This window comes from Microbacterium oleivorans (assembly GCF_013389665.1).
Taxonomy (GTDB): Bacteria; Actinomycetota; Actinomycetes; order Actinomycetales; family Microbacteriaceae; genus Microbacterium; species Microbacterium oleivorans_C.
Genome location: NZ_CP058316.1, coordinates 2,239,353 through 2,262,103, shown reverse-complemented (window position 1 = coordinate 2,262,103; position 22,751 = coordinate 2,239,353). Strand labels below are relative to the sequence as shown.

Annotated in this window: 36 protein-coding genes; all 36 read right to left on the bottom strand. The window is 67.0% G+C overall.

What is annotated here, in order from left to right; genetic code table 11:
* The 36 genes from rplQ to rpsL all read right to left on the bottom strand — a co-directional run bounded on the left by rplQ (position 1) and on the right by rpsL (position 22,657).
* Positions 1 to 561, bottom strand: coding sequence for a 50S ribosomal protein L17 (rplQ, locus tag HW566_RS10800; protein WP_178012777.1), 561 nt, complete (start codon positions 559 to 561; stop codon positions 1 to 3).
* Between the two features lie 29 nt (positions 562 to 590).
* Positions 591 to 1,580 carry a DNA-directed RNA polymerase subunit alpha gene (locus HW566_RS10795; RefSeq protein WP_178012775.1) on the bottom strand — a complete coding sequence of 330 codons (990 nt, stop codon included), beginning with the start codon at positions 1,578 to 1,580 and terminating at the stop codon, positions 591 to 593.
* Positions 1,581 to 1,702: 122 nt separating this feature from the next.
* Positions 1,703 to 2,101, bottom strand: coding sequence for a 30S ribosomal protein S11 (rpsK, locus tag HW566_RS10790; RefSeq protein WP_023954078.1), 399 nt, complete (start codon positions 2,099 to 2,101; stop codon positions 1,703 to 1,705).
* Positions 2,102 to 2,135: 34 nt separating this feature from the next.
* The gene (gene rpsM / locus HW566_RS10785; protein ID WP_178012773.1) at positions 2,136 to 2,510 is read right to left on the bottom strand and encodes a 30S ribosomal protein S13; all 375 of its coding nucleotides are present in this window, start codon (positions 2,508 to 2,510) and stop codon (positions 2,136 to 2,138) included.
* A gap of 154 nt (positions 2,511 to 2,664) precedes the next feature.
* Entirely contained in the window at positions 2,665 to 2,781 is a 117-nt protein-coding gene (gene rpmJ / locus HW566_RS10780) for a 50S ribosomal protein L36 (protein WP_005050492.1), read from the bottom strand.
* 64 nt (positions 2,782 to 2,845) lie between these two features.
* Positions 2,846 to 3,067, bottom strand: coding sequence for a translation initiation factor IF-1 (gene infA, locus HW566_RS10775; protein ID WP_017201569.1), 222 nt, complete (start codon positions 3,065 to 3,067; stop codon positions 2,846 to 2,848).
* 211 nt (positions 3,068 to 3,278) lie between these two features.
* A complete protein-coding gene (locus tag HW566_RS10770; protein ID WP_178012771.1) occupies positions 3,279 to 3,965 on the bottom strand; it encodes a DsbA family protein in 687 nt (228 codons plus the stop codon).
* An 11-nt stretch (positions 3,966 to 3,976) separates the two neighbouring features.
* Entirely contained in the window at positions 3,977 to 4,762 is a 786-nt protein-coding gene (gene map / locus HW566_RS10765; RefSeq protein ID WP_372955802.1) for a type I methionyl aminopeptidase, read from the bottom strand.
* Between the two features lie 44 nt (positions 4,763 to 4,806).
* Complete coding sequence (locus tag HW566_RS10760; protein ID WP_178012770.1) at positions 4,807 to 5,394, bottom strand: adenylate kinase; 588 nt, start codon at positions 5,392 to 5,394, stop codon at positions 4,807 to 4,809.
* Complete coding sequence (secY, locus tag HW566_RS10755) at positions 5,391 to 6,716, bottom strand: preprotein translocase subunit SecY (RefSeq protein ID WP_178012768.1); 1,326 nt, start codon at positions 6,714 to 6,716, stop codon at positions 5,391 to 5,393. The genes HW566_RS10760 and secY overlap by 4 nt, the downstream gene beginning before the upstream one ends.
* A 132-nt stretch (positions 6,717 to 6,848) precedes the next feature.
* Positions 6,849 to 7,340 (bottom strand): 50S ribosomal protein L15, encoded by a 492-nt coding sequence (gene rplO, locus HW566_RS10750; RefSeq protein WP_178012766.1) that lies wholly within the window; start codon positions 7,338 to 7,340, stop codon positions 6,849 to 6,851.
* Positions 7,340 to 7,525, bottom strand: a complete 186-nt coding sequence (gene rpmD, locus HW566_RS10745; protein WP_023954062.1) for a 50S ribosomal protein L30 — start codon at positions 7,523 to 7,525, stop codon at positions 7,340 to 7,342. Before rpmD ends, rplO begins: the two co-directional genes overlap by 1 nt.
* A complete protein-coding gene (rpsE, locus tag HW566_RS10740; protein ID WP_372955774.1) occupies positions 7,525 to 8,226 on the bottom strand; it encodes a 30S ribosomal protein S5 in 702 nt (233 codons plus the stop codon). The genes rpmD and rpsE overlap by 1 nt, the downstream gene beginning before the upstream one ends.
* On the bottom strand, positions 8,223 to 8,582 hold the full coding sequence (gene rplR / locus HW566_RS10735; protein ID WP_178012764.1) for a 50S ribosomal protein L18: 360 nt from the start codon (positions 8,580 to 8,582) through the stop codon (positions 8,223 to 8,225). Before rplR ends, rpsE begins: the two co-directional genes overlap by 4 nt.
* Positions 8,583 to 8,584: 2 nt before the next feature.
* Positions 8,585 to 9,121: a 50S ribosomal protein L6 gene (gene rplF, locus HW566_RS10730; protein ID WP_178012763.1), complete on the bottom strand. Its 537-nt coding sequence runs from the start codon at positions 9,119 to 9,121 to the stop codon at positions 8,585 to 8,587.
* A 4-nt stretch (positions 9,122 to 9,125) separates the two neighbouring features.
* Positions 9,126 to 9,524 (bottom strand): 30S ribosomal protein S8, encoded by a 399-nt coding sequence (rpsH, locus tag HW566_RS10725; RefSeq protein WP_178012761.1) that lies wholly within the window; start codon positions 9,522 to 9,524, stop codon positions 9,126 to 9,128.
* Positions 9,525 to 9,656: 132 nt separating this feature from the next.
* Positions 9,657 to 10,247 carry a 50S ribosomal protein L5 gene (gene rplE, locus HW566_RS10720; protein ID WP_178012759.1) on the bottom strand — a complete coding sequence of 197 codons (591 nt, stop codon included), beginning with the start codon at positions 10,245 to 10,247 and terminating at the stop codon, positions 9,657 to 9,659.
* Between the two features lie 2 nt (positions 10,248 to 10,249).
* On the bottom strand, positions 10,250 to 10,609 hold the full coding sequence (gene rplX / locus HW566_RS10715; RefSeq protein ID WP_178012758.1) for a 50S ribosomal protein L24: 360 nt from the start codon (positions 10,607 to 10,609) through the stop codon (positions 10,250 to 10,252).
* Positions 10,610 to 10,611: 2 nt separating this feature from the next.
* Positions 10,612 to 10,980: a 50S ribosomal protein L14 gene (gene rplN, locus HW566_RS10710; RefSeq protein WP_178012756.1), complete on the bottom strand. Its 369-nt coding sequence runs from the start codon at positions 10,978 to 10,980 to the stop codon at positions 10,612 to 10,614.
* Between the two features lie 4 nt (positions 10,981 to 10,984).
* Positions 10,985 to 11,317 carry a 30S ribosomal protein S17 gene (rpsQ, locus tag HW566_RS10705; protein WP_256728672.1) on the bottom strand — a complete coding sequence of 111 codons (333 nt, stop codon included), beginning with the start codon at positions 11,315 to 11,317 and terminating at the stop codon, positions 10,985 to 10,987.
* Positions 11,317 to 11,625 carry a 50S ribosomal protein L29 gene (gene rpmC, locus HW566_RS10700; protein WP_178012754.1) on the bottom strand — a complete coding sequence of 103 codons (309 nt, stop codon included), beginning with the start codon at positions 11,623 to 11,625 and terminating at the stop codon, positions 11,317 to 11,319. Before rpmC ends, rpsQ begins: the two co-directional genes overlap by 1 nt.
* Positions 11,625 to 12,044, bottom strand: coding sequence for a 50S ribosomal protein L16 (rplP, locus tag HW566_RS10695; RefSeq protein WP_091500777.1), 420 nt, complete (start codon positions 12,042 to 12,044; stop codon positions 11,625 to 11,627). The genes rpmC and rplP overlap by 1 nt, the downstream gene beginning before the upstream one ends.
* The gene (gene rpsC, locus HW566_RS10690; RefSeq protein WP_023954045.1) at positions 12,044 to 12,802 is read right to left on the bottom strand and encodes a 30S ribosomal protein S3; all 759 of its coding nucleotides are present in this window, start codon (positions 12,800 to 12,802) and stop codon (positions 12,044 to 12,046) included. The genes rplP and rpsC overlap by 1 nt, the downstream gene beginning before the upstream one ends.
* A complete protein-coding gene (gene rplV / locus HW566_RS10685; RefSeq protein WP_178012752.1) occupies positions 12,802 to 13,200 on the bottom strand; it encodes a 50S ribosomal protein L22 in 399 nt (132 codons plus the stop codon). Before rplV ends, rpsC begins: the two co-directional genes overlap by 1 nt.
* A gap of 38 nt (positions 13,201 to 13,238) precedes the next feature.
* On the bottom strand, positions 13,239 to 13,520 hold the full coding sequence (gene rpsS, locus HW566_RS10680) for a 30S ribosomal protein S19 (RefSeq protein WP_023954043.1): 282 nt from the start codon (positions 13,518 to 13,520) through the stop codon (positions 13,239 to 13,241).
* 12 nt (positions 13,521 to 13,532) lie between these two features.
* Positions 13,533 to 14,372, bottom strand: coding sequence for a 50S ribosomal protein L2 (gene rplB / locus HW566_RS10675; protein ID WP_178012750.1), 840 nt, complete (start codon positions 14,370 to 14,372; stop codon positions 13,533 to 13,535).
* 24 nt (positions 14,373 to 14,396) lie between these two features.
* Complete coding sequence (gene rplW, locus HW566_RS10670) at positions 14,397 to 14,696, bottom strand: 50S ribosomal protein L23 (protein ID WP_178012748.1); 300 nt, start codon at positions 14,694 to 14,696, stop codon at positions 14,397 to 14,399.
* The gene (gene rplD / locus HW566_RS10665) at positions 14,693 to 15,355 is read right to left on the bottom strand and encodes a 50S ribosomal protein L4 (protein ID WP_178012746.1); all 663 of its coding nucleotides are present in this window, start codon (positions 15,353 to 15,355) and stop codon (positions 14,693 to 14,695) included. The genes rplW and rplD overlap by 4 nt, the downstream gene beginning before the upstream one ends.
* Before the next feature lie 2 nt (positions 15,356 to 15,357).
* Positions 15,358 to 16,017 carry a 50S ribosomal protein L3 gene (gene rplC / locus HW566_RS10660; protein ID WP_178012744.1) on the bottom strand — a complete coding sequence of 220 codons (660 nt, stop codon included), beginning with the start codon at positions 16,015 to 16,017 and terminating at the stop codon, positions 15,358 to 15,360.
* 8 nt (positions 16,018 to 16,025) lie between these two features.
* The gene (gene rpsJ / locus HW566_RS10655) at positions 16,026 to 16,334 is read right to left on the bottom strand and encodes a 30S ribosomal protein S10 (protein ID WP_017201594.1); all 309 of its coding nucleotides are present in this window, start codon (positions 16,332 to 16,334) and stop codon (positions 16,026 to 16,028) included.
* Positions 16,335 to 16,809: 475 nt separating this feature from the next.
* Positions 16,810 to 17,766, bottom strand: coding sequence for a hypothetical protein (locus HW566_RS10650; RefSeq protein WP_178012742.1), 957 nt, complete (start codon positions 17,764 to 17,766; stop codon positions 16,810 to 16,812).
* Between the two features lie 176 nt (positions 17,767 to 17,942).
* The gene (locus HW566_RS10645; RefSeq protein ID WP_178012740.1) at positions 17,943 to 18,158 is read right to left on the bottom strand and encodes an Rv0909 family putative TA system antitoxin; all 216 of its coding nucleotides are present in this window, start codon (positions 18,156 to 18,158) and stop codon (positions 17,943 to 17,945) included.
* Positions 18,159 to 18,289: 131 nt separating this feature from the next.
* On the bottom strand, positions 18,290 to 19,483 hold the full coding sequence (gene tuf / locus HW566_RS10640; RefSeq protein WP_150417619.1) for an elongation factor Tu: 1,194 nt from the start codon (positions 19,481 to 19,483) through the stop codon (positions 18,290 to 18,292).
* Between the two features lie 145 nt (positions 19,484 to 19,628).
* Entirely contained in the window at positions 19,629 to 21,743 is a 2,115-nt protein-coding gene (gene fusA / locus HW566_RS10635; RefSeq protein ID WP_178012738.1) for an elongation factor G, read from the bottom strand.
* A gap of 69 nt (positions 21,744 to 21,812) precedes the next feature.
* Entirely contained in the window at positions 21,813 to 22,283 is a 471-nt protein-coding gene (rpsG, locus tag HW566_RS10630; protein WP_178012736.1) for a 30S ribosomal protein S7, read from the bottom strand.
* Positions 22,284 to 22,288: 5 nt separating this feature from the next.
* Complete coding sequence (gene rpsL, locus HW566_RS10625) at positions 22,289 to 22,657, bottom strand: 30S ribosomal protein S12 (RefSeq protein ID WP_018187369.1); 369 nt, start codon at positions 22,655 to 22,657, stop codon at positions 22,289 to 22,291.
* Positions 22,658 to 22,751 lie beyond the last annotated feature (94 nt).

Genomic DNA, 22,751 nt, shown 5'->3' with positions numbered 1-22,751 from the left:
TTACTTCTTGTCGTCCTCGGCGGGAGCCTCGGTGGCGTCCTCGGCCGTAGCCTCGGCCGCGGCGCCCTCTTCGGGCGACTCGGCACCGGCGTCGGCGGCCGTGTCGTCGGCGGGAGCCTCGGCCGGAGCCTCCTCGACCGGAGCCTCGGTGGCGGCCGGCGCCGCAGCGGCCGACTTCTTCGCCGACTTCGGCTTCGGGGTGACCGGCTCGAGGACGAGCTCGATGACCGCCATGGGGGCGTTGTCGCCCTTGCGGTTGCCGATCTTCGTGATGCGGGTGTACCCGCCCTCGCGCTCGGCGACCAGCGGAGCGATCTCGGCGAAGAGCTCGTGCACGACGCTCTTGTCACCGATGATGCCCGCGACGCGACGACGCGCGTGCAGGTCGCCGCGCTTGGCGAAGGTCACCAGGCGCTCGGCGAAGGGACGCAGGCGCTTGGCCTTCGTCTCGGTCGTGGTGATCGACTTGTGCGTGAACAGGGCCGCGGCGAGGTTCGCGAGAAGCAGGCGCTCGTGTGCGGGGCCGCCTCCGAGGCGGGGACCCTTGGTGGGCTTAGGCATGTCTTGTTACTCCAGAAAGAAAGAGGGGCTCAGAGGTTCTCGTCGTCGTATCCGCCGTAGAAGTGCGCACCGTCGAACCCGGGGACCGAGTCCTTCAGCGACAGACCGAGCGACGTGAGCTTGTCGCGCACCTCGTCGACCGACTTCTGACCGAAGTTGCGGATGTTCATGAGCTGGGTCTCCGAGAGGGCGACCAGCTCGGACACCGTGTTGATGCCCTCGCGCTTGAGGCAGTTGTACGAGCGCACCGACAGATCGAGGTCCTCGATCGGCATCGACAGCTCGTTGGTGAGAACCTCGGCGACCGGCGCGGGGCCGATCTCGATGCCCTCGGCCTCGACGTTCAGCTCGCGGGCGAGACCGAACAGCTCGGTGAGGGTGCGACCGGCCGACGCGACGGCGTCACGCGGCGACATGGAGGACTTCGACTCGACGTCGAGCACCAGCTTGTCGAAGTCGGTGCGCTCACCGGCACGGGTGGCCTCGACGCGGTAGCTGACCTTGAGCACGGGCGAGTAGATCGAGTCGATCGGGATCTGACCGGCCTCGGCGTACTCGTTGCGGTTCTGGGTCGCCGAGACGTAGCCGCGGCCACGCTCGATCGTGAGCTCGAGCTCGAACTTCGCGCTGTCGTTGAGCGTCGCGATGACCAGCTCGGGGTTGTGGACCTCGACACCGGCGGGAGCCGAGATGTCGGCGGCCGTGACCTCACCGGCACCGGTCTTGCGCAGGTACGCCGTGATGGGCTCGTCGCGCTCGGACGAGACCACGAGCTGCTTGATGTTGAGGATGATCTCGGTGACATCCTCCTTCACGCCCGGGATGGTGCTGAACTCGTGGAGCACGCCGTCGAAACGGATGCTCGTCACGGCGGCGCCGGGGATGGACGACAGCAGGCTGCGGCGCAGGGCGTTGCCGATGGTGTAGCCGAAGCCGGGCTCGAGCGGCTCGACGACGAACCGGCTGCGGAACTCGCCGATCTTCTCCTCGGTCAGAGTGGGACGCTGTGCGATGAGCACTATGTGTTCCTTTCGATCACGTGCCCGCTATATGACACGTGCAATTCAGTGAGGTGTTGAGTTTTCAAGGAAACGACGGAATTCCGGATGCCGCGCGGTGCGGCATCCGGATCCGTGTCAGCTCAGACGCGGCGGCGCTTCGGGGGACGGCAGCCGTTGTGGGCCTGGGGGGTGACGTCCTGGATGGAGCCCACCTCGAGACCGGCGGCCGTCAGCGAGCGGATCGCGGTCTCACGACCCGAACCCGGGCCCTTGACGAAGACGTCGACCTTCTTCACGCCGTGCTCCTGCGCCTGACGCGCAGCGGACTCGGCGGCCATGCCGGCGGCGTACGGGGTCGACTTGCGCGAGCCCTTGAAGCCGACGCCACCCGAGGAGGCCCAGCTGATGACGGCGCCCGACGGGTCGGTGATCGAGACGATCGTGTTGTTGAACGTCGACTTGATGTGGGCGTGGCCCAGCGCGATGTTCTTCTTCTCCTTGCGGCGCGGCTTGCGCGCTGCGGACTTGGCCTGTGCCATGTGCGTGTTCTCCTAAACCTGTGGGGGCCGCGCCTTAGCGCGCCTTCTTCTTGCCGGCGACGGTGCGCTTGGGACCCTTGCGCGTGCGCGCATTGGTCTTGGTGCGCTGACCGCGCACAGGCAGGCCACGGCGGTGGCGGATGCCCTCGTAGGAACCGATCTCGACCTTGCGGCGGATGTCGGCGGCGACCTCGCGGCGCAGGTCACCCTCCACCTTGTAGGTGCCCTCGATGTAGTCGCGGAGCGCGACGAGCTGGTCGTCGCTGAGGTCCTTGACGCGGATGTTCTCGTCGATCCCCGTCGCTGCGAGGATCTCGTTCGAGCGGGTGCGGCCCACGCCGTAGATGTACGTGAGGGCGATCACCACGCGCTTGTCGCGCGGGATGTCGACGCCGGCAAGACGTGCCATGCGGTTCTCCTAGGAGTAGTCGAAGGTGTGGAGCAGCATCGGTGCCCGGGCCTTCGTCCCGAGGTGTCCCCCGTCCGTCGAGCGGAGCGGGTTCTGGTGCTGCTGGAAGATATCGAGTTGTGGGTGTCGACGGCCGCGCGGGCGCGGCATCCGATCAGCCCTGGCGCTGCTTGTGACGCGGGTTCGACTTGCAGATGACCATGACGCGACCGTGGCGACGGATGACCTTGCAGTGGTCGCAGATGGGCTTGACGGAGGGGTTGACCTTCATGATGTTCCTGATTCGCTGTCTTCGCCGACGGGCAGGGGCCCGGGGCGTTACTTCTCGACCGGTCTCAGCGGTAGCGGTAGACGATGCGACCGCGGGTGAGGTCGTAGGGGCTGAGCTCCACGACGACGCGGTCTTCCGGGATGATGCGGATGTAGTTCTGCCGCATCTTTCCGGAGATCGTGGCGAGGACCTTGTGTCCGTTGCTCAGCTCGACGCGGAACATCGCGTTCGGCAGAGCCTCGGAGATCACGCCCTCGATCTCGATGACACCGTCTTTCTTGGCCATACGCTCGCTTACAGTTGTGCAGACCGGTCGGTCTGCGTTGGATGGGATTGTCGGTGACACGCCGATGAAGGCGCAACGCACCAAAGATCAAGCATACGCGCTACCGCACGCCCCGGCAACTCGTCGTATCTCCCCCGGCGCGTCGCCCCCGCGCGCGATCGGCGCCGCAGGTGTCCCGGTGACAGTCGCGGACCGCGACCGCGGCCGCGACTCAGTCGAAGAGCGTGGCGAAGGAGCCGCGGGCGGGGATGGTGCTGTTCGAGATCGTCTCGCCGTTGACGGCGATGGTCGGGGTGCCGATGCCGGCCGCGCCGGGCTGGATCGGCGTCTCCTTGGTCATCGACTCGACGTAGGAACCGTAGGTGCGATCGGCGACGCACGAGTCGATGTCGGTGACGCCGGCATCTGCGGCGATCTGCAGGATCTGCTCATCGGTCAGGCCGGCCGTCTGCTCGGCGGGCTGCTGCTCGAACATCGCCTGCATGAAGGGCACGGCCGCGTCGGGGTCGGCCTCGGCGACGCAGTACATCGCGTTGGCGGCGCGCGTGGAGTACTCGGTGCCCTGCGAGGCACGGTCGAGGATCGAGATGGGGTGGATCCTGTACGTGATGGTGCCGTCGGCGACGAGGTCGAGCATCTCGGGGCCGTACGTCGTCTCGAACTGGCCGCAGATCGGGCACATGAAGTCGATGTACGTGTCGAGCGTCTGCGATCCCTCGCCGACCACGATCGCGCCGGTCTCCTGCTCGATGCCGGATCCGGTGGGCGGGGTACCCGGGTCGGTGGCGGCGTTGTTCATCCAGACCACGAGCCCGATGATCAGCGCCACGACCACGACGACGGCCGTCGACACCCAGATCGCGAACCAGTTCGTCTTACCCGTCGCCGCAGTGGCCATCACATCTCTCCTCAGCCGATTTCCGTCGGCACGATTCCATACGGGGCGAGCCCCTCGGCGCCACCATCGGGGGCCGTGAGAACCCAGATGCCCCCATCATGCACGGCGACGCTATGTTCCCAGTGGGAGCCGTCGGAGCCGTCGACGGTCGAGACCGTCCAGTCGTCGTCCTCGGTGAAGGTCTCCTCCGACCCGGCCACCACCATCGGCTCGATCGCGAGGACCAACCCAGGCTTGACCTCGGGTCCGAGGTCGGCGACCCGGTAGTTGAAGACCGAGGGGGCCTCGTGCATCTTGCGCCCGATGCCGTGGCCGACGTAATCGCGCAGGATGCCGTACCCCTCGCCCGACGCCTCGATCGAGGTCTGCACGGCGTCGCCGATCTCGCCGATCCGTCGGGCCGACGCCATCGCCGCGATCCCGGCCCACAGCGACTGCTCGGTCACTTGCGAGAGCCGCTGCCGCGCGGCCACGAGCTCGGGCCGCTCCGGATCGGGGAGGACGATCGTGATCGCCGAGTCGCCGTTCCAGCCCTGGAACTGCGCGCCCGCGTCGACCGACAGGATGTCGCCCGGCTCGAGCGGCCGATCGTTCGGGATGCCGTGCACGACCTGCTCGTTCACCGATGCGCAGACCGTGTGCCGATAGCCGCGCACGAGCTGGAAGTTCGACTCGGCGCCGCGCCCGCGGATGACCTCCGCTGCCACGGCGTCGAGCTCGAGCGTGGTGACGCCCGGCGCCACGCGCTCGCGCACGGCCTGGAGCGCGGCGGCCGTGATGAGGCCCGGCTCGACCATCGCCCGCAGCTGCGCAGGCGACTTGTAGATGGAGCGGCGCCCGATCACGCGGTGATGCCACGTGCGGCCAGGGCCGCCGTGATGCGTTCGGTGATCTCGTCGAGCGAGCCGACGCCGTCGATCTCGTCGACGATGCCGCGCGTGCGGAACACGTCGAGGATCGGCGCGGTCTCCCGCTCGTAGATCGACAGCCGCTTCGCGATCGACTCCTCGTTGTCGTCGGCGCGCCCCTGCTCGGCCGCGCGCTTGGACAGTCGGGCGATCGACTCGTCGCGCGGGACGACCAGCTCGATGACGGCGGTCAGCTCCTCGCCGCGGCCCGCCAGGAACGCGTCGAGGTCGGCCACCTGGGCGAGGTTGCGCGGATACCCGTCGAGGAGGAAGCCGCCCACGGCGTCGTCCTCTTCGAGGCGATCGCGGACGATCGCACCGGTCAGCTCGTCCGGGACGAGGTCTCCGGCGGCGATGATCGCCTGGACCTGCTGGCCCAGCTCGGTGCCCTCGGTGACGTTCGCGCGGAAGACGTCGCCGGTGGAGACGGCGGGGACGCCGAGCGCCTCGGCGATACGGGCGCCCTGGGTTCCCTTTCCGGAGCCCTGGGGACCGACGATCAGGAGACGAGCAGCGGTCATCGCAGCAGCCCTTCGTAGTGGCGCTGCTGGAGCTGCGCATCGATCTGCTTCACCGTTTCGAGGCCGACACCCACGATGATGAGGATCGACGCACCGCCGAACGGGAAGTTCTGGTTGGCCCCGACGGTCGCCAGCGCGATCAGCGGCAGCAGGGCGATGAGCCCGAGGTAGATCGAGCCGGGGGCGGTGATGCGCGTCAGCACATAGTCGAGGTACTCGGCCGTGGGCCGACCCGCCCGGATGCCGGGGATGAACCCGCCGTACTTCTTCATGTTGTCGGCGACGTCGACCGGGTTGAAGGTGATCGCCACGTAGAAGTAGGTGAAGCCGATGATCAGCAGGAAGTAGACCGCCATGTAGAGCGGGTGGTCACCGGTGGTGAAGTACTGCTGGATCCACGCGACCCAGCCGGGCACGTTGCCGTCGGCATCCGGGTTCTGGTTGAACTGCGCCACGAGCGCCGGGATGTACAGCAGGGACGAGGCGAAGATGACGGGCACGACGCCGGCCATGTTGACCTTGATGGGGATGTAGGTGTTGGTGCCGCCGTAGGTGCGGCGCCCGACCATGCGCTTGGCGTACTGCACGGGGATGCGCCGCTGGGACTGTTCGACGAAGACCACCAGAGCGACCACGGCGATGCCGACGGCCAGGACCAGGAGGAAGATCTCGAAGCCGCGCGCGACGGCGATCGACCAGAGCGCGGCCGGGAAGGTCGCGGCGATCGAGGTGAAGATGAGGATCGACATGCCGTTGCCGACACCGCGCTCGGTGACGAGCTCGGCAAACCACATGATGAGGCCGGTGCCGGCGGTCATCGTGATGATCATCAGGAGCTGGGCGTACCACGCCTCGGAGGTCACCAACTGCTCGCACTCGGGCACACCGGCCACCGGGATCAGCTGACCCGAGCGGGCGACCGTCACGAGGGTGGTCGACTGCAGCAGAGCGAGCGCGATCGTGAGGTAGCGCGTGTACTGCGTCAGCTTCGCCTGGCCCGACTGGCCCTCCTTGTAGAGGGTCTCGAAGTGCGGGATGACGACGCGCAGCAGCTGCACGATGATCGTGGCGGTGATGTAGGGCATCACGCCCAGCGCGAAGATCGACAGCTGCAGCAGCGCACCGCCCGAGAACAGGTTCACGAGCGAGAGCAGGCCCTGCGTCGTACCGCTCTGGTCGAGGCAGCTCTGCACGTTCGGGAAGTTCACGAACGGCGTCGGCACGTGCGCGCCCAGGCGGTAGATGGCGATGATCGCCAGGGTGAAGCCGATCTTCCGCCGGAGATCCGGGGTGCGGAAGACCCGCGCAATGGCGCTGAACAAGTGGATTCCTCCCAAGGGATGGGCGGCGTCTCGGGAAGACACCGTCAACCAGGGTATCCCAGCACGTTCACAGGCGCGCCGCGGGATACGACGAAGCGAGGGCCGGAGCGAACTCCGGCCCTCGCTGGCGACTTACTTGATGGAACCGCCGGCTGCGACGATCTTCTGCTCGGCGGAGCCGGAGACCTTGTCGACCGACACGTTCAGAGCCACCGAGATGTCGCCGGTGCCGAGCACCTTGACCTTCTCGTTCTTGCGGACGGCACCCTTGGCGACGAGATCGCCGATGGTGACGTCGCCGCCCTGCGGGTAGAGCTCCGCGAGCTTGTCCAGGTTCACGACCTGGTACTCGACGCGGAACGGGTTCTTGAACCCGCGCAGCTTCGGGGTGCGCATGTGGAGCGGCATCTGGCCACCCTCGAAGCCCACCTTGACCTGGTAACGAGCCTTCGTACCCTTGGTACCGCGGCCCGAGGTCTTACCCTTCGAGCCCTCACCGCGACCCACGCGGGTCTTCGCGGTGTTGGATCCGGGGACGGGACGGAGGTGGTGCACCTTCAGCACACCGGGGCGTGCGACCGAGGTCTCGGCCTTCGCCTTCTTGTCGTCCTTCTTCTCAGCCATCAGTCGATCTCCTCAACCTTCACGAGGTGCGCGACGGTCTTGACGTAGCCGCGCGTCTGCGCGTCGTCGGGACGGACGACCGAGTCGCCGATCCGCTTGAGACCCAGCGAACGCAGCGTGTCGCGCTGGTTCTGCTTCTCGCTCACCTTGGACTTGACCTGGGTGACCTTCAGTCGAGCGGCCATCAGGCACCTACCTTCTGTGCAGCGTTCGCCTCGGCCTCGGCGCGCACGAGGCGAGCCGGTGCGACCTGGTCGAAGTCCAGGCCGCGGCGTGCGGCGACCGCACGGGGCTCCTCGAGCTGCTTGAGCGCCTCGACGGTCGCGTGCACGATGTTGATCGTGTTCGACGAGCCGAGCGACTTCGACAGGACGTCGTGGATGCCGGCGCACTCGAGCACCGCGCGGACGGGACCACCGGCGATGACACCGGTACCGGCAGCGGCCGGGCGCAGGAGCACCACGCCGGCTGCGGCCTCACCCTGCACGGGGTGCGGGATGGTCGAGCCGGTGCGGGGAACGCGGAAGAAGTTGCGCTTGGCCTCTTCGACACCCTTCGAGATGGCGAGCGGCACTTCCTTCGCCTTGCCGTAGCCGACGCCCACGAGACCGTTGCCGTCTCCGACGACGACGAGCGCCGTGAAGCTGAAGCGACGACCACCCTTGACGACCTTGGACACACGGTTGATGGTGACGACGCGCTCCAGGAACTGGCTCTTGTCGGCATCACGCGCACCGCGGTCGCGGTTGTTGTTGCTGCGCTCGCGGCTGCCCCGGCGGGGCTCGCGCGCCTCGCGCTCGACGGGAGCGGTGGCCGCAGCCTGCTCGGTCGTAGCCTGTTCGGTCACAGGGTTCTCTCCGTTGTTGTTGGTCACTGCATCGCTCACAGGTTCAGACCTCCTTCGCGAGCGCCATCGGCGATCGCTGCGACACGGCCCGCGTAGCGGTTGCCACCGCGGTCGAACACGACGTCCGCGACGCCGGCGGCCTTGGCGCGCTCGGCGACGAGTTCGCCGACCTTGCGGGCCTTGGCCGTCTTGTCACCGTCGAACGTGCGAAGGTCGGCCTCGAGGGTCGACGCCGAGGCGACCGTGTGGCCCTTGGCATCGTCGACGAGCTGCACGAAGATGTGGCGAGCCGAACGGGTCACGACCAGGCGCGGCCGCGACTCGGTGCCCACGATCTTCTTGCGAAGGCGGGCGTGACGACGCGCGCGCGCGTCGGACTTGCTCTTCAGAGCCATGCTTACTTACCACTCTTTCCGGCCTTGCGGCGCACGACCTCGCCCGCGTACCGCACACCCTTGCCCTTGTACGGCTCGGGCTTGCGGATCTTGCGGATGTTGGCGGCGGTCTCGCCGACGGCCTGCTTGTCGATGCCGCTGACCGTGAGCTTGTTGTTGCCCTCGACGGTCAGGGTGATGCCGGCGGGCGCGTCGACGGTGACCGGGTGCGAGAAACCGAGAGCGAACTCGACGGCCGAGCCCTTCTGGGCCACGCGGTAACCGGTGCCGACGACCTCGAGGCCCTTGGTGTAGCCCTGGGTCACGCCGATGATGTTGTTGTTGATCAGGGTGCGGGTCAGGCCGTGGAGGGCACGCGACTCGCGCTCGTCATCCGGACGGGTGACGAGAACCTGGTTCTCCTCGACCTTGGCCTCGATGGGCTTGGCGACGGTCAGTCGCAGCTCGCCCTTGGGGCCAGTGACGAGGACGTCCTGGCCGGAGACCTCGACGGTCACACCGGCAGGGATGTCAATGGGAAGACGTCCGATACGCGACATCAGATCACCACACGTAGGCGAGGACTTCCCCGCCGACGCCCTTCGACTCGGCCTGGCGGTCCGTGAGGAGGCCAGAGGAGGTGGACAGGATCGCGACGCCCAGGCCACCGAGGACCGTGGGCAGCTCGGTGGACTTCGCGTAGACGCGGAGGCCGGGCTTGGAGACGCGCTTGATGCCGGCGATCGACCGCTCGCGGTTCGGGCCGTACTTCAGGTTCATCGTGAGGGTCTGGCCGACGCGGGCGTCGGTGACCTCCCAGCCGGAGATGTAGCCCTCCTGCTGGAGGATCTCGGCGATGTGGGTCTTGAGCTTGGAGCTCGGCATGGCCACGGAGTCGTGGTGCGCCGAGTTCGCGTTGCGCAGACGGGTCAGCATGTCTGCGACCGGGTCTGTCATCGTCATAGGTTTTTCCTTTGATCATGAGGTTTCGACTGCCGTTACACGACAGGCGACCTTCGATGAATGTCCATATTCAGTTGTGCAATCGTTCGGCCCCGGAGCATGCCCCGAGGCCGAACGATCGATTCTAGCGGATCACGCCTGGGCGTCGGCCGCCGTGAAGGGGAAGCCCAGCTGACGCAGCAGCGAGCGACCCTCGTCATCGGTCTTGGCCGTGGTGACGATCGTGATGTCGAACCCACGGACACGGTCGATCTTGTCCTGGTTGATCTCGTGGAAGACCGCCTGCTCCTGCAGACCGAAGGTGTAGTTGCCGTGACCGTCGAACTGCTTCGGCGACAGGCCGCGGAAGTCGCGGATGCGGGGCAGCGCGAGGTTCACGAGGCGGTCCACGAACTCCCACGCGCGGTCGCCGCGGAGGGTGACGTGCGCGCCGATGGCCTGGCCCTCGCGCAGCTTGAACTGCGCGATGGACTTGCGGGCCTTCGTCACGATGGGCTTCTGACCGGTGATCTTGGTCAGGTCGTCCACGGCGCCGTCGATCACCTTGCTGTCGCGAGCTGCCTCGCCGACACCGGTGTTCACGACGACCTTCACGAGACCGGGGATCTGCATGACGTTGGCGTAGCCGAACTCGTCCTGCAGAGCCTTCTTGATCTCGCTCTGGTACTTCTGCTTCAGGCGGGGCTGGATCTTGCCAGCCGCCGCGGCAGTGGTGCTGCTCATATTCAGAGGTCCTTGCCGCTCTTCTTCGCGTAACGCACGCGGACGGTGCGCTTCACGCCGTCCTTCGTCTTCTCCTCGACGCGGTGACCGACGCGGGTCGGCTTCTTCGTCTCGGGGTCCACGAGCTGGACGTTCGAGATGTGGATGGGGGCCTCGAGGGTCTCGATGCCACCCGTCTTGGTGCCGCGCTGCGTCTGGCCGACACGGCTGTGCTTGGTGACGTAGTTGACGCCCTCGACGATGACGCGGTTCTGCTCGACGAGGACCTCGAGGACCTTGCCCTGCTTGCCGCGGTCACCGCCGCGCTCGGGCTTGGCGCCCGTGATGACCTGAACCAGGTCACCCTTCTTGATGTTCGCCATGATCAGATGACCTCCGGGGCGAGCGAGACGATCTTCATGAACTTCTTGTCGCGAAGCTCACGACCGACCGGTCCGAAGATGCGGGTGCCGCGGGGCTCCCCGTCGTTCTTCAGAATCACGGCGGCGTTCTCGTCGAACTTGATGTACGAGCCGTCGGAACGGCGCGTCTGCTTGACGGTGCGGACGATGACGGCCTTGACCACATCGCCCTTCTTGACGTTGCCGCCCGGGATGGCGTCCTTGACGGTCGCCACGATGATGTCGCCGACACCGGCGTAACGACGGTTGGAGCCGCCGAGCACGCGGATGGTGAGCAGCTGCTTGGCGCCGGTGTTGTCGGCGACCTTCAGGCGGGATTCGGTCTGGATCATGAGATCACTTCGCCTTCTCGAGGACCTCGACCAGACGCCAGCGCTTGGTGGCGCTCAGCGGGCGAGTCTCGTTGATGAGGACGAGGTCGCCGATACCGGCGGTGTTGGCCTCGTCGTGAGCCTTGACCTTCGACGTGCGGCGGATGACCTTGCCGTAGAGCGGGTGCTTCACGCGGTCCTCGACCTCGACGACGATCGTCTTGTCCATTTTGTCGCTCACGACGTAGCCGCGGCGGGCCTTACGGTAACCGCGGGCGTTCTCGTCGCGGACGTCGTGCGCGGCCGACTCGTGGCCGGCGGCCACGGCTGCCGTTGCGGCATCCTTCTTCTCAGCCATCACTCGGTCTCTTCCTTCGCGGCCTCGGGGGCGTCATCCGCCTTCTTGGCCTTGGTCTTCTTCGCCTTCGGCGCCTCGGCGACGGGCGTGGCACGAATGCCCAGCTCGCGCTCGCGGATCACCGTGTAGAGCCGCGCGATGTCGCGCTTGACCGCACGGATGCGGCCGTGGCTCTCGAGCTGGCCGGTGGCCGACTGGAAGCGCAGGTTGAACAGCTCTTCCTTGGCCTTGCGCAGCTCCTCGACGAGGCGCTGGTCTTCGAACGTATCGAGCTCGCTCGGGGCGAGCGTCTTGGTGCCGACAGCCATTACGCGTCGCCCTCCTCGCGCTTGATGATGCGTGCCTTCAGCGGCAGCTTGTGAATGGCACGGGTCAGGGCCTCGCGTGCGAGCTCCTCGTTGACTCCGGCGACCTCGAACAGGACGCGACCCGGCTTGACGTTGGCGACCCACCACTCGGGCGAACCCTTACCGGAACCCATGCGGGTTTCGGCCGGCTTCTTCGTGAGCGGACGGTCGGGGTAGACGTTGATCCACACCTTGCCGCCACGCTTGATGTGACGCGTCATCGCGATACGAGCGGACTCGATCTGACGGTTGGTCACGTAAGCGGGCGTGAGTGCCTGGATGCCGTACTCGCCGAAGGAGACCTTCGTGCCGCCGGTGGCCTGGCCATCGCGCTTGGGGTGGTGCTGCTTGCGGTACTTGACCTTGCGGGGGATAAGCATCAGGCCGACGCTCCTTCTGCCACGGGGGCCTCGTTGCGGGGACCGCGACGACGGTCTCCGCGGTCATCGCGACCGCGCGAGGTCTTCGGCGCGTTGGCCTGCTCGCGAGCGAGCTCCTTGGCCGTCAGGTCGCCCTTGTAGATCCAGACCTTCACGCCGATGCGGCCGAAGGTGGTCTTGGCCTCGTAGAAGCCGTAGTCGATGTTCGCGCGGAGCGTGTGCAGGGGCACGCGGCCCTCGCGGTAGAACTCCGAGCGGCTCATCTCCGCGCCGCCGAGGCGGCCCGAGACCTGGATGCGGATGCCCTTGGCGCCGGCACGCTGCGCGCCCTGCAGACCCTTGCGCATCGCGCGGCGGAAGGCCACGCGAGCCGAGAGCTGCTCGGCGATGCCCTGCGCGACCAGCTGAGCGTCCGCCTCGGGGTTCTTGACCTCGAGGATGTTCAGCTGGATCTGCTTGCCGGTGAGCTTCTCGAGGTCGGCGCGGATGCGCTCGGCCTCGGCGCCGCGGCGGCCGATCACGATGCCCGGGCGGGCGGTGTGGATGTCGACGCGGACGCGGTCACGGGTGCGCTCGATCTCGATGTTGCTGACGCCGGCGCGGTCGAGCGACGTGGTCAGCAGACGACGGATCTTGATGTCCTCGGCGACGTAGTCGGCGTAACGCTGGCCCGGCTTGGTCGAGTCCGAGAACCAACGCGACACGTGGTCCGTGGTGATGCCGAGGCGGAAGCCGTACGGGTTGACTTTCTGTCCCATTACTTGCTCGCCTTCTTGCTCGTACCGGCGGTCGCGGCATCCGCGTCCTCCGGCGTCGACAGCACGATCGTGATGTGGCTCGTGCGCTTCTTGATCTGGAAGGCGCGACCCTGGGCACGGGGCTGGAAACGCTTGAGCGTCGTGCCCTCGTCCACGTACGCGTTCTTCACGTACAGGTCTGCCTCGTCCAGGAACTCGTTGTCCTTGTCGGCCTTCACGCGAGCGTTGGCGACCGCCGAGGCGACGAGCTTGTAGATCGGCTCGCTGGCGCTCTGCGGGGCGAACTTCAGGATGGCGAGAGCCTCCTGAGCCTGCTTGCCCTTGATGAGCGCGACGACACGACGAGCCTTCTGAGGGGTCACGCGGATGTGCTTCACGCGTGCGGTGGATTCCACCATGTCTCTCCTCCTCTGTCCTCTCTGGAACTGCCCCCGCGTCAGCGGCGGCGGCCCTTCTTGTCGTCCTTCACGTGGCCGCGGAAGGTGCGGGTGGGCGCGAATTCGCCCAGCTTGTGACCGACCATGGTCTCGGACACGAACACGGGGATGTGCTTGCGTCCGTCGTGCACGGCGATCGTGTGACCCAGCATCGCCGGGATGATCATCGAACGGCGCGACCAGGTCTTGATGACGTTCTTGGAGCCGGCTTCGTTCTGCGCGACCACCTTGCGAAGCAGGTGCTCGTCGACGAAGGGGCCCTTCTTCAGGCTGCGAGGCATCTTCCTCTACTCCTACTTACGCTTCTTGCCGGCGTTGCGACGGCGGACGATGTACTTGTCGCTCTCCTTGTTGGGGTGGCGGGTACGACCCTCAGCCTGGCCCCAGGGAGTGACGGGGTGACGACCACCGGAGGTCTTACCCTCACCACCACCGTGCGGGTGGTCGACCGGGTTCATGGCGACACCACGAACCGTCGGACGAACGCCCTTCCAGCGCTTGCGGCCGGCCTTGCCCCAGTTGATGTTCGACTGCTCGGCGTTGCCGACCTCGCCGATGGTCGCGCGGCAGCGCGCATCGACGTTGCGGATCTCACCCGAGGGCAGACGCAGCTGGGCGTAGGGGCCGTCCTTCGCGACCAGGCGCACGCTGGTGCCGGCCGAGCGTGCCATCTTCGCGCCGCCGCCGGGGCGGAGCTCGATGGCGTGGATGACCGTACCGGTCGGGATGTTCTTCAGCGGCAGGTTGTTGCCGGGCTTGATGTCGGCGCCGGCGCCCGACTCCACGACATCCCCCTGCGACAGCTTGTTCGGGGCGAGGATGTAGCGCTTCTCGCCGTCGAAGTAGTGCAGCAGCGCGATGCGCGCGGTGCGGTTGGGGTCGTACTCGATGTGAGCGACCTTGGCGTTGATGCCGTCCTTGTCGTTGCGACGGAAGTCGATCACGCGGTACTGGCGCTTGTGGCCACCACCGATGTGACGGGTCGTGATGCGGCCCTGGTTGTTGCGGCCGCCGGTCTTAGCCAGCGGGCGGAGGAGCGACTTCTCCGGCGTCGATCGCGTGATCTCGGCGAAGTCGGCCACCGACGAACCGCGGCGACCCGGGGTCGTGGGCTTGTACTTGCGAATAGCCATGTTCGTTGTCCTCTATCCCGACCGTCAGCCGACTGCCGTGAAGATGTCGATGGTGCCCGACTTCAGGGTCACGATGGCGCGCTTGGTGTCCTTGCGCTTGCCGGTGCCGAAGCGGGTGCGGCGGGACTTGCCCGTGCGGTTGAGCGTGTTCACCGCTGCGACCTTGACGCCGAAGATCTTCTCGATGGCGAGCTTGATCTCGGTCTTCGACGCACGGGGGTCCACGAGGAACGTGTACTTGCCCTCGTCGATGAGCCCGTAGCTCTTCTCGGAGACGACCGGCTTCAGGATGATGTCGCGCGGGTCCTTGTTGACGGCGGTCATGCCGAGACCTCCTCGGTGGCGCCGGCCTTGGACGCGACGAACGCGTCGTAGGCGGCCTTGGTGAAGACGATGTCGTCCGAGACGAGCACGTCGTAGGCGTTGAGCTGGTCGAACGTCAGCACGTGGACGTACGCGAGGTTGCGCACGCTCTTGACGGTGAGCTCGTCACCGCGCTCGATCACGACGAGGACGTTCTTCGTCGCGGCGAAGCCGGTGAGGACCGCGGAGGCGGCCTTCGTCGAGGGCGCGCCCTCGATGCCGAACGAGTCGACGATGTGCAGACGCTGACCGCGAGCACGGTCGCTGAGCGCGCCCAGGAGCGCCGCGGCGACCATCTTCTTGGGGGTGCGCTGCGAGTAGTTGCGCGGCTTGGGGCCGTGCACGATGCCACCACCGGTCATGTGCGGCGCGCGGATGGAGCCCTGACGGGCGTTACCCGTGCCCTTCTGCTTGAAGGGCTTGCGGCCGGCACCCGAGACCTCACCGCGACGCTTGGTCGAGTGGGTCCCCTGGCGAGCCGCCGCGAGCTGCGCGACGACGACCTGGTGGATCAGCGGAACGTTGGTCTTGACGTCGAAGAGCGCGGCGGGCAGCTCGACCGAGCCTGCCTTGTTGCCGGAGGCGCTCCGGACGTCGAGCGCGAGAGTCGAGTCAGCCATGATCAGGCACCCTTCACAGCGTTGCGGACGTAGACGATGCGGCCACGCGCACCGGGGACGGCGCCCTTGACGAGCAGCAGACCCTTCTCGGCGTCGATGGCGTGCACCGTGAGGTTGAGGACGGTCACGCGCTCGCCACCCATGCGGCCGGCCATGCGCATGCCCTTGAAGACGCGGCTGGGCGTCGACGAGGCACCGATGGAGCCGGGCTTGCGGTGGTTGCGGTGCGCACCGTGCGAGGCCGAGACGCCCTTGAAGTTGTGGCGCTTCATGACACCCGCGGTGCCCTTGCCCTTGCTGGTGCCGACGACGTCGACCAGCTGGCCGGCCTCGAACGTGCCACCGGCGGTGAGCTCCTGACCGAGTGAGTAGTCAGCGGCATCCGCCGTGCGCACCTCGGTGACGTGACGACGCGGGGTCACCCCGGCGGCCTCGAAGTGGGCCGTGAGGGGCTTGTTGACCTTGCGGGGATCGATCTGGCCGGCAGCGATCTGAACGGCCGAGTAGCCGTCCTTCTCGGGCGTGCGAACCTGGGTGACCACGTTCGGCGCGATCTCGATGACCGTGACGGGGACGAGCTTTCCCTGCTCGTTCCACACCTGGGTCATGCCGAGCTTCGTGCCGAGGAGGCCCTGGGAAACCTTGGAGTTGATGTCAGCCATGTCGAACCTCAGAGCTTGATCTCGATGTTGACATCGGCCGGGAGGTCGAGACGCATGAGCGAGTCGACGGCCTTCGGCGTCGGGTCGACGATGTCGATCAGACGCTTGTGGGTGCGCATCTCGAAGTGCTCGCGGCTGTCCTTGTACTTGTGGGGCGACCGGATGACGCACACGACGTTCTTCTCGGTCGGCAGCGGCACGGGGCCGACGACGGTCGCGCCCGCACGGGTCACGGTGTCGACGATCTTGCGTGCCGAGGTGTCGATGACCTCGTGGTCGTACGACTTCAGGCGAATGCGGATCTTCTGTCCCGCCATTTGTCTGCTCACTCTCTTTATCGCGTCTTACGTCTCGCTGGTCGCGAGCGCATTGGACGCCCGGTGGCGCGGTCTGCGCCGGGCACTTGTCACCGCCGGGGCGGTGATGCTGCACCACTGTTCTGATGTCAAACCCGCGGGCGATCCCGCGGTTCCGCACCCCACGCGCACGCGCGTGGCCTGTCTCCAGGGATGTGCGGGGTTCGATGTTCGTCTGCCCGTGGCCTAGGACTCTGCGCTCGTGCGCCGCCTATGCACTTTCGTGACAGTGATCCGGAGTGCTGGGCACTCGTCGGAATGTGGAACTTAGATAGTCTACGTGCGACCCGGGCGTGTCGCAAACCCGGGCGTGTCGCGAGATCCGCGCGGCGCCGCGCCGCGCCGGAGCACGTCGAGCACGTACCCACCTCGCGACCACGCACCTTGTCTGGTGCACCCTGGCGACGACGGTGCGCTCTCGCGGGATGGCGCCGGCTCAGCGCAGCAGGCCGTGCGAGCGGAGGAACGCGGCGAACGCGGTGCGCGAGGCGAGGCGCTCCCAGCCCCAGCGGACCGGGGTCCATCCGGTCGCGGCGACGATGCGACTCTCCCGCTCGCGCTGAGCGCGCAGCACGTCGCGGGGCGAGCGGCCAGCCGTGAGCGCGGGATCGACGTATTTGCCGTCGCCGTCGAACTCGCCGAAGCGCCGCAGCCGCGGCCACGCGAAGTCGAGGAACACCTGACGTCCGCCCCCGATCGCGACGGGGACCTGGAGCTCGGGCTCCGCGGCGCCGAGCTGCAGCATCCACAGCCGGCTGATGCTCTCCCCCGGCAGCTGCGCCCGGCCGTCGGCGATCGAGACGACGAAGCGCGCGCGACGGATGCCGCGGGCACCGGGTGCCTCGTCGACACGCGCGCGGACGTCCTCGAGCAGCACGGCCGCCGCACGCTCGTCGTACACGCCCCGCCCGCGCCACGCCCCCGCCCGCAGCGCGGCATCGATCGCGGCGGTCGCGGTCTCGGCCGGCTCCGCGCACAGCACGTCGAACAGCGTACGGGCGAGAGTGGTGACGCGGAGCGGACCGACGCGGGCGAGATCGGTGCCCGCGACCTCGTGGCGGTGGCGCACGACGTCGCTGCGACTCGCCGCGGGCACGGGCCCGAGCTCGAGGGTGTGCACGCGGCCGTCATCACCGCGGTGGATCGGAAGACCGTGCAGCGCGGCCGCGGTCGCGTGCGAGAACACCGGAGGTCGGGTCGCGACCGCGGCGAGGGCGTGCGCACGCAGCCGCATCCGTTGCTCGGGCCGGGCACCCGCCCATCGGGATGCCGCGACGTACACGCCCCGCCGCACGCGCAGGACCTCGCCCGCCCCGACGGCACGGTCGAGCGTCGCGGTCTCGCCACGCGCATGCGCATCGCGCCACAGGATCAGTTCGTCGCGCTCGGTCACTCCCCCACGGTGCCGCCCACCCCGTACCGCATCCCCCCGGATCCCGCTCCCCGTGCACGCCCCCGCTCGTCGCGCCCTTGGGGAGGAACCCCCGCCGCCAACGCGAGAACGCACCGTCCCCGCGCCCACGCATCAGCTGCGGTGCGCTCTCGCGGGGACGGTGCGTTCTCGGTGGGCTACTGGTTGCCGATGTTCTTGTCGACGTTCTCGCGGACCTCGTCGACCTTCGCGTGATGCTGCTCGGGGACGACCTTCTTCACGGCGTCCGCGGCGCCCTGCAGGAACTTGTCGCTGACGTCCTCGGCCTTCTCGCTCTTGAGGGCCTCCTCGATCTTGTCGCGGTTCTGCTCGAACATGTGCTTGCCCTTGTTGATGATGTCGTCGACGCCCATGTCTGGTCCTTTCGCCGGATCGGTGTAGGGATATGACAGCGCGCCCGCGGCCCGTCGTCAACCGCTTTCGCCGACGACAGAACCCCCCGGATCCGAAGATGCGAGGGGTTCTGCGAAGGAAGTCGGAAGACTTACTTGACGATCTTGGTCACCGTGCCGGCGCCGACGGTGCGGCCACCCTCACGGATCGCGAAGCCGAGGCCCTCTTCCATGGCGATCGGCTGGATGAGCTCGACCGACATGTCGGTGGTGTCACCGGGCATGACCATCTCGGTGCCCTCGGGCAGCGAGATGACGCCGGTGACGTCCGTGGTGCGGAAGTAGAACTGCGGGCGGTAGTTCGTGTAGAAGGGGTTGTGACGGCCGCCCTCTTCCTTCGAGAGGATGTAGGCAGTGCCCTCGAAGTTGGTGTGGGGGGTGACCGAGCCCGGCTTCACGACGACCTGGCCGCGCTCGACGTCGTCACGCTTGGTGCCGCGAAGGAGCAGACCACAGTTCTCGCCGGCCCAGGCCTCGTCGAGCTGCTTGTGGAACATCTCGATACCCGTGACCGTGGTCTTCTGCGTCGGGCGGATGCCGACGATCTCGACCTCGGAGTTGATGGCGAGGGTGCCACGCTCGGCGCGACCGGTGACGACGGTTCCACGACCGGTGATCGTGAAGACGTCCTCGACGGGCATGAGGAACGGCTTGTCCTTGTCGCGCACGGGGTCGGGGATCGACTCGTCGACGGCGTCCATGAGCTCAACGATCTTGTTGACCCACTTCTCGTCGCCCTCGAGCGCCTTGAGGCCCGAGACCTGCACGACGGGAGCGTTGTCGCCGTCGAAGTCCTGCGACGACAGCAGCTCGCGAACCTCGAGCTCGACGAGCTCCAGGATCTCCTCGTCGTCGACCATGTCGGACTTGTTCAGCGCGACGAGCAGGTAGGGCACGCCGACCTGCTTGGCGAGCAGAACGTGCTCACGGGTCTGAGCCATCGGGCCGTCGGTGGCGGCGACCACGAGGATCGCGCCGTCCATCTGAGCGGCACCGGTGATCATGTTCTTGATGTAGTCGGCGTGGCCGGGCGCGTCGACGTGAGCGTAGTGACGCTTGGGGGTCTCGTACTCGACGTGCGAGATGTTGATCGTGATGCCGCGCTGACGCTCTTCGGGAGCCGAGTCGATCGACGCGAAGTCACGCTGCACGTTGGTGGCCGACGGGTACTTGTCGGCGAGCACCTTCGAGATGGCTGCGGTGAGCGTCGTCTTGCCGTGGTCGACGTGACCGATGGTTCCGATGTTGACGTGCGGCTTGGTCCGCTCGAACTTGGCCTTAGCCACTGGGTCCTCCTCAGGACTGTCGTTGTAGATTTCCGGGCGCTGGATTGCGACCGGGACTCTACGGGGATGTTTTCACTCTAGTAGAGAGGTCGATATTCAGTTTGAGTGGATGCCGGGAGCTCGGGCCCCCGGCATCCGGAAGGGCTTACTCGCCCTTGTTCTTCTGGACGATCTCGTCGGCCACCGCGCGGGGGACCTCGGAGTAGCTGTCGAACTCCATGGAGTAGACGGCACGGCCCGAGGTCTTCGAGCGCAGGTCGCCGATGTAGCCGAACATCTCCGACAGCGGGACGAGAGCGCGGACGATCTTGATGCCCGAGCCGTCCTCCATCGACTGGATCTGGCCACGACGCGAGTTCAGGTCGCCGATGACGTCGCCCATGTACTCCTCGGGCGTGCGCACCTCGACGGCCATCAGGGGCTCGAGGATGACGGGGTTCGCCTTGCGCAGCGCCTCCTTGAAGCCCATCGAGCCGGCGATCTTGAACGCCATCTCGGACGAGTCGACATCGTGCGAGGCACCGTCGAGCAGGATCGCCTTGACACCCACGATGGGGTAGCCGGCGAGCACGCCGACGTTCATCGCGTCCTGAAAGCCCTGGTTGGTCGGCTCGATGTACTCGCGCGGGATGCGGCCACCGGTGACCTTGTTCTCGAACTCGTACGTCTTGTCGGCCGTGACCTCGAGCGGCTCGATCGCGAACTGGATCTTCGCGAACTGACCCGAACCACCGGTCTGCTTCTTGTGGGTGTAGTCGTGACGCTCGACGGTCTTCTTGATCGTCTCGCGGTACGCCACCTGCGGCTTGCCGACGTTCGCCTCGACGCGGAACTCGCGCTTCATGCGGTCGACGAGGATGTCGAGGTGCAGCTCGCCCATGCCCTTGATGACGGTCTGGCCCGTCTCGGGGTTGAGCTCGGTGCGGAAGGTCGGGTCCTCTTCGGCGAGCTTCTGGATGGCGACACCCAGCTTCTCCTGGTCGGCCTTGGTCTTCGGCTCGATCGCGACCTCGATGACCGGCTCGGGGAACGTCATCGACTCGAGGACGACGGGCTGCGCCGGGTCGGCCAGGGTGTCACCGGTGGTGGTGTCCTTGAGGCCGATGACGGCGTAGATGTTGCCCGCGGTGAGCGAGTCGACCGGGTTCTCCTTGTTGGCGTGCATCTGGAAGATCTTGCCGATGCGCTCCTTCTTGCCCTTGGTCGAGTTGATGACCTGGGCACCGGAGTCGAGGTGACCGGAGTACACGCGCACGTAGGTGAGGCGACCGAAGAAGGGGTGCACGGCGACCTTGAACGCCAGCGCCGCGAAGGGGTCGTTCGCGTCGGGGTGACGCTCGATGACCTTCTCCTCGTCCTTCGGGTCGTGCGCCTCGATGGCGGGCACGTCGAGGGGCGACGGGAGGAAGTCGACGACCGCGTCGAGCATCGGCTGCACACCGCGGTTCTTGAACGCCGAACCGCAGAGCACGGGGTAGATCTCGCCGGCGACCGTCATCTTGCGGATGGCGCCCTTGATCTCGGCCACGCTGAGCTCTTCGCCGCCGAAGAACTTCTCGAGCAGCTCGTCGTCGGACTCCGCGACGGTCTCGAGCAGACGCTGACGGTAGTCGGCGGCCTTCTCGGCCAGGTCTGCCGGGATCTCCTGGATCTCGTACTTGGCGCCCATGGTGACATCACCCTTGGAGTCGCCGGGCCAGACCAGTGCGCGCATCTCGACGAGGTCGATCACGCCGACGAAGTCGTTCTCGGCGCCGATGGGCAGCTGCAGCACGAGCGGGCGAGCGCCCAGGCGGCTGACGATGGTGTCGACGGTGAAGTAGAAGTCGGCGCCCAGCTTGTCCATCTTGTTGACGAAGCAGATGCGGGGGACGTCGTACTTGTCGGCCTGGCGCCAGACGGTCTCGGACTGGGGCTCGACGCCCTCCTTGCCGTCGAAGACCGCGACTGCTCCGTCGAGGACGCGCAGCGAGCGCTCGACCTCGACCGTGAAGTCGACGTGACCGGGGGTGTCGATGATGTTGATCTGGTTCTTGTTCCAGAAGCAGGTCACGGCGGCCGACGTGATCGTGATGCCGCGCTCCTTCTCCTGCTCCATCCAGTCGGTGGTCGACGCTCCGTCGTGCGTCTCGCCCAGCTTGTGGTTGACGCCCGTGTAGAACAGGATGCGCTCGGTCGTCGTCGTCTTGCCGGCATCGATGTGCGCCATGATGCCGATGTTGCGGACCTTGTTGAGGTCGGTGAGCACTTCTTGTGCCACGGGCTGTTCCTTACGTTTTGTCGGGAGCGCCGGCCGGGAGGGTTCTCCCGGCCGGCGCCGAGAAGCTGTTTACCAGCGGTAGTGCGCGAAGGCGCGGTTCGACTCGGCCATCTTGTGGGTGTCTTCGCGGCGCTTGACCGCGGCACCGAGGCCGTTCGAGGCGTCGAGGATCTCGTTCTGCAGACGCTCGGTCATCGTCTTCTCACGACGGCCCTTCGCGTAGGAGACGAGCCAGCGCAGCGCGAGGGTGTTCGCGCGGTGCGGCTTGACCTCGACGGGCACCTGGTAGGTCGAGCCACCGACGCGGCGGCTCTTGACCTCGAGGGTGGGTCGGACGTTGTCGAGCGCCTTCTTCAGCGTCGCGACGGCATCCTGGCCGTTCTTCGCCTCGACGCCCTTGAGGGCGGTGTAGACGATCGCCTCGGCGATGGACTTCTTGCCGTCGACGAGGATCTTGTTGACGAGCTGGGTGACGATCGGAGCACCGTAGACCGGGTCGTTGACGACGACGCGGCGGGGTGCGGGTCCCTTACGAGGCATCTAACTCAACCCTTCTTCGCGCCGTAGCGGCTGCGAGCCTGCTTACGGTTCTTGACGGCCTGGGTGTCGAGCGCACCGCGGACGATCTTGTAGCGGACACCGGGGAGGTCCTTCACACGACCGCCACGGACGAGCACGAGCGAGTGCTCCTGCAGGTTGTGCCCCTCACCGGGGATGTACGCGGTGACCTCGGTGCCGTTGCGGAGCTTGACGCGGGCGACCTTGCGCATGGCCGAGTTCGGCTTCTTGGGCGTGGTCGTGTACACGCGGGTGCAGACACCCGCCTGCTGGGGGTTCGCCTTCAGGGCGGGCGCCTTGGTCTTGGTGACCTTCGGCGAGCGACCCTTGCGAACCAACTGCTGAATGGTTGGCACGTTCTCTCCTTGTTGTGCTGCACGGTGACAGCGTCGTGGTTTCACCACAGATCCACCGGCGCGTCACGAATGCAGCGTTTTCAGGGGTGGATAT

What these genes read in the sequence shown, in the direction of transcription:
- rplQ (WP_178012777.1), bottom strand. Translation starts at nt 561, where the DNA reads ATGCCTAAGCCCACCAAGGGTCCCCGCCTCGGAGGCGGCCCCGCACAC.
- rpsK (WP_023954078.1), bottom strand. Translation starts at nt 2,101, where the DNA reads ATGGCACAGGCCAAGTCCGCAGCGCGCAAGCCGCGCCGCAAGGAGAAG.
- rpsM (WP_178012773.1), bottom strand. Translation starts at nt 2,510, where the DNA reads ATGGCACGTCTTGCCGGCGTCGACATCCCGCGCGACAAGCGCGTGGTG.
- rpmJ (WP_005050492.1), bottom strand. Translation starts at nt 2,781, where the DNA reads ATGAAGGTCAACCCCTCCGTCAAGCCCATCTGCGACCACTGCAAGGTC.
- infA (WP_017201569.1), bottom strand. Translation starts at nt 3,067, where the DNA reads ATGGCCAAGAAAGACGGTGTCATCGAGATCGAGGGCGTGATCTCCGAG.
- HW566_RS10770 (WP_178012771.1), bottom strand. Translation starts at nt 3,965, where the DNA reads ATGGCCACTGCGGCGACGGGTAAGACGAACTGGTTCGCGATCTGGGTG.
- map (WP_372955802.1), bottom strand. Translation starts at nt 4,762, where the DNA reads ATGGTCGAGCCGGGCCTCATCACGGCCGCCGCGCTCCAGGCCGTGCGC.
- HW566_RS10760 (WP_178012770.1), bottom strand. Translation starts at nt 5,394, where the DNA reads ATGACCGCTGCTCGTCTCCTGATCGTCGGTCCCCAGGGCTCCGGAAAG.
- rplO (WP_178012766.1), bottom strand. Translation starts at nt 7,340, where the DNA reads ATGGCTGAGAAGAAGGACGACAAGAAGGCGAAGGCCGAGACCTCGGTC.
- rpmD (WP_023954062.1), bottom strand. Translation starts at nt 7,525, where the DNA reads ATGGCCGCTCGACTGAAGGTCACCCAGGTCAAGTCCAAGGTGAGCGAG.
- rplR (WP_178012764.1), bottom strand. Translation starts at nt 8,582, where the DNA reads ATGGCTCTGAAGAGCAAGTCCGACGCGCGCGCGCGTCGTCACGCCCGC.
- rplF (WP_178012763.1), bottom strand. Translation starts at nt 9,121, where the DNA reads ATGTCGCGTATCGGACGTCTTCCCATTGACATCCCTGCCGGTGTGACC.
- rpsH (WP_178012761.1), bottom strand. Translation starts at nt 9,524, where the DNA reads ATGACGATGACAGACCCGGTCGCAGACATGCTGACCCGTCTGCGCAAC.
- rplE (WP_178012759.1), bottom strand. Translation starts at nt 10,247, where the DNA reads ATGAGCAGCACCACTGCCGCGGCGGCTGGCAAGATCCAGCCCCGCCTG.
- rplX (WP_178012758.1), bottom strand. Translation starts at nt 10,609, where the DNA reads ATGGCGAACATCAAGAAGGGTGACCTGGTTCAGGTCATCACGGGCGCC.
- rplN (WP_178012756.1), bottom strand. Translation starts at nt 10,980, where the DNA reads ATGATCCAGACCGAATCCCGCCTGAAGGTCGCCGACAACACCGGCGCC.
- rpsQ (WP_256728672.1), bottom strand. Translation starts at nt 11,317, where the DNA reads ATGGCTGAGAAGAAGGATGCCGCAACGGCAGCCGTGGCCGCCGGCCAC.
- rpmC (WP_178012754.1), bottom strand. Translation starts at nt 11,625, where the DNA reads ATGGCTGTCGGCACCAAGACGCTCGCCCCGAGCGAGCTCGATACGTTC.
- rplP (WP_091500777.1), bottom strand. Translation starts at nt 12,044, where the DNA reads ATGCTTATCCCCCGCAAGGTCAAGTACCGCAAGCAGCACCACCCCAAG.
- rpsC (WP_023954045.1), bottom strand. Translation starts at nt 12,802, where the DNA reads ATGGGACAGAAAGTCAACCCGTACGGCTTCCGCCTCGGCATCACCACG.
- rplV (WP_178012752.1), bottom strand. Translation starts at nt 13,200, where the DNA reads ATGGTGGAATCCACCGCACGCGTGAAGCACATCCGCGTGACCCCTCAG.
- rpsS (WP_023954043.1), bottom strand. Translation starts at nt 13,520, where the DNA reads ATGCCTCGCAGCCTGAAGAAGGGCCCCTTCGTCGACGAGCACCTGCTT.
- rplB (WP_178012750.1), bottom strand. Translation starts at nt 14,372, where the DNA reads ATGGCTATTCGCAAGTACAAGCCCACGACCCCGGGTCGCCGCGGTTCG.
- rplW (WP_178012748.1), bottom strand. Translation starts at nt 14,696, where the DNA reads ATGACCGCCGTCAACAAGGACCCGCGCGACATCATCCTGAAGCCGGTC.
- rplD (WP_178012746.1), bottom strand. Translation starts at nt 15,355, where the DNA reads ATGGCTGACTCGACTCTCGCGCTCGACGTCCGGAGCGCCTCCGGCAAC.
- rplC (WP_178012744.1), bottom strand. Translation starts at nt 16,017, where the DNA reads ATGGCTGACATCAACTCCAAGGTTTCCCAGGGCCTCCTCGGCACGAAG.
- rpsJ (WP_017201594.1), bottom strand. Translation starts at nt 16,334, where the DNA reads ATGGCGGGACAGAAGATCCGCATTCGCCTGAAGTCGTACGACCACGAG.
- HW566_RS10645 (WP_178012740.1), bottom strand. Translation starts at nt 18,158, where the DNA reads ATGGGCGTCGACGACATCATCAACAAGGGCAAGCACATGTTCGAGCAG.
- rpsG (WP_178012736.1), bottom strand. Translation starts at nt 22,283, where the DNA reads ATGCCTCGTAAGGGACCCGCACCCCGCCGCGTCGTCGTCAACGACCCG.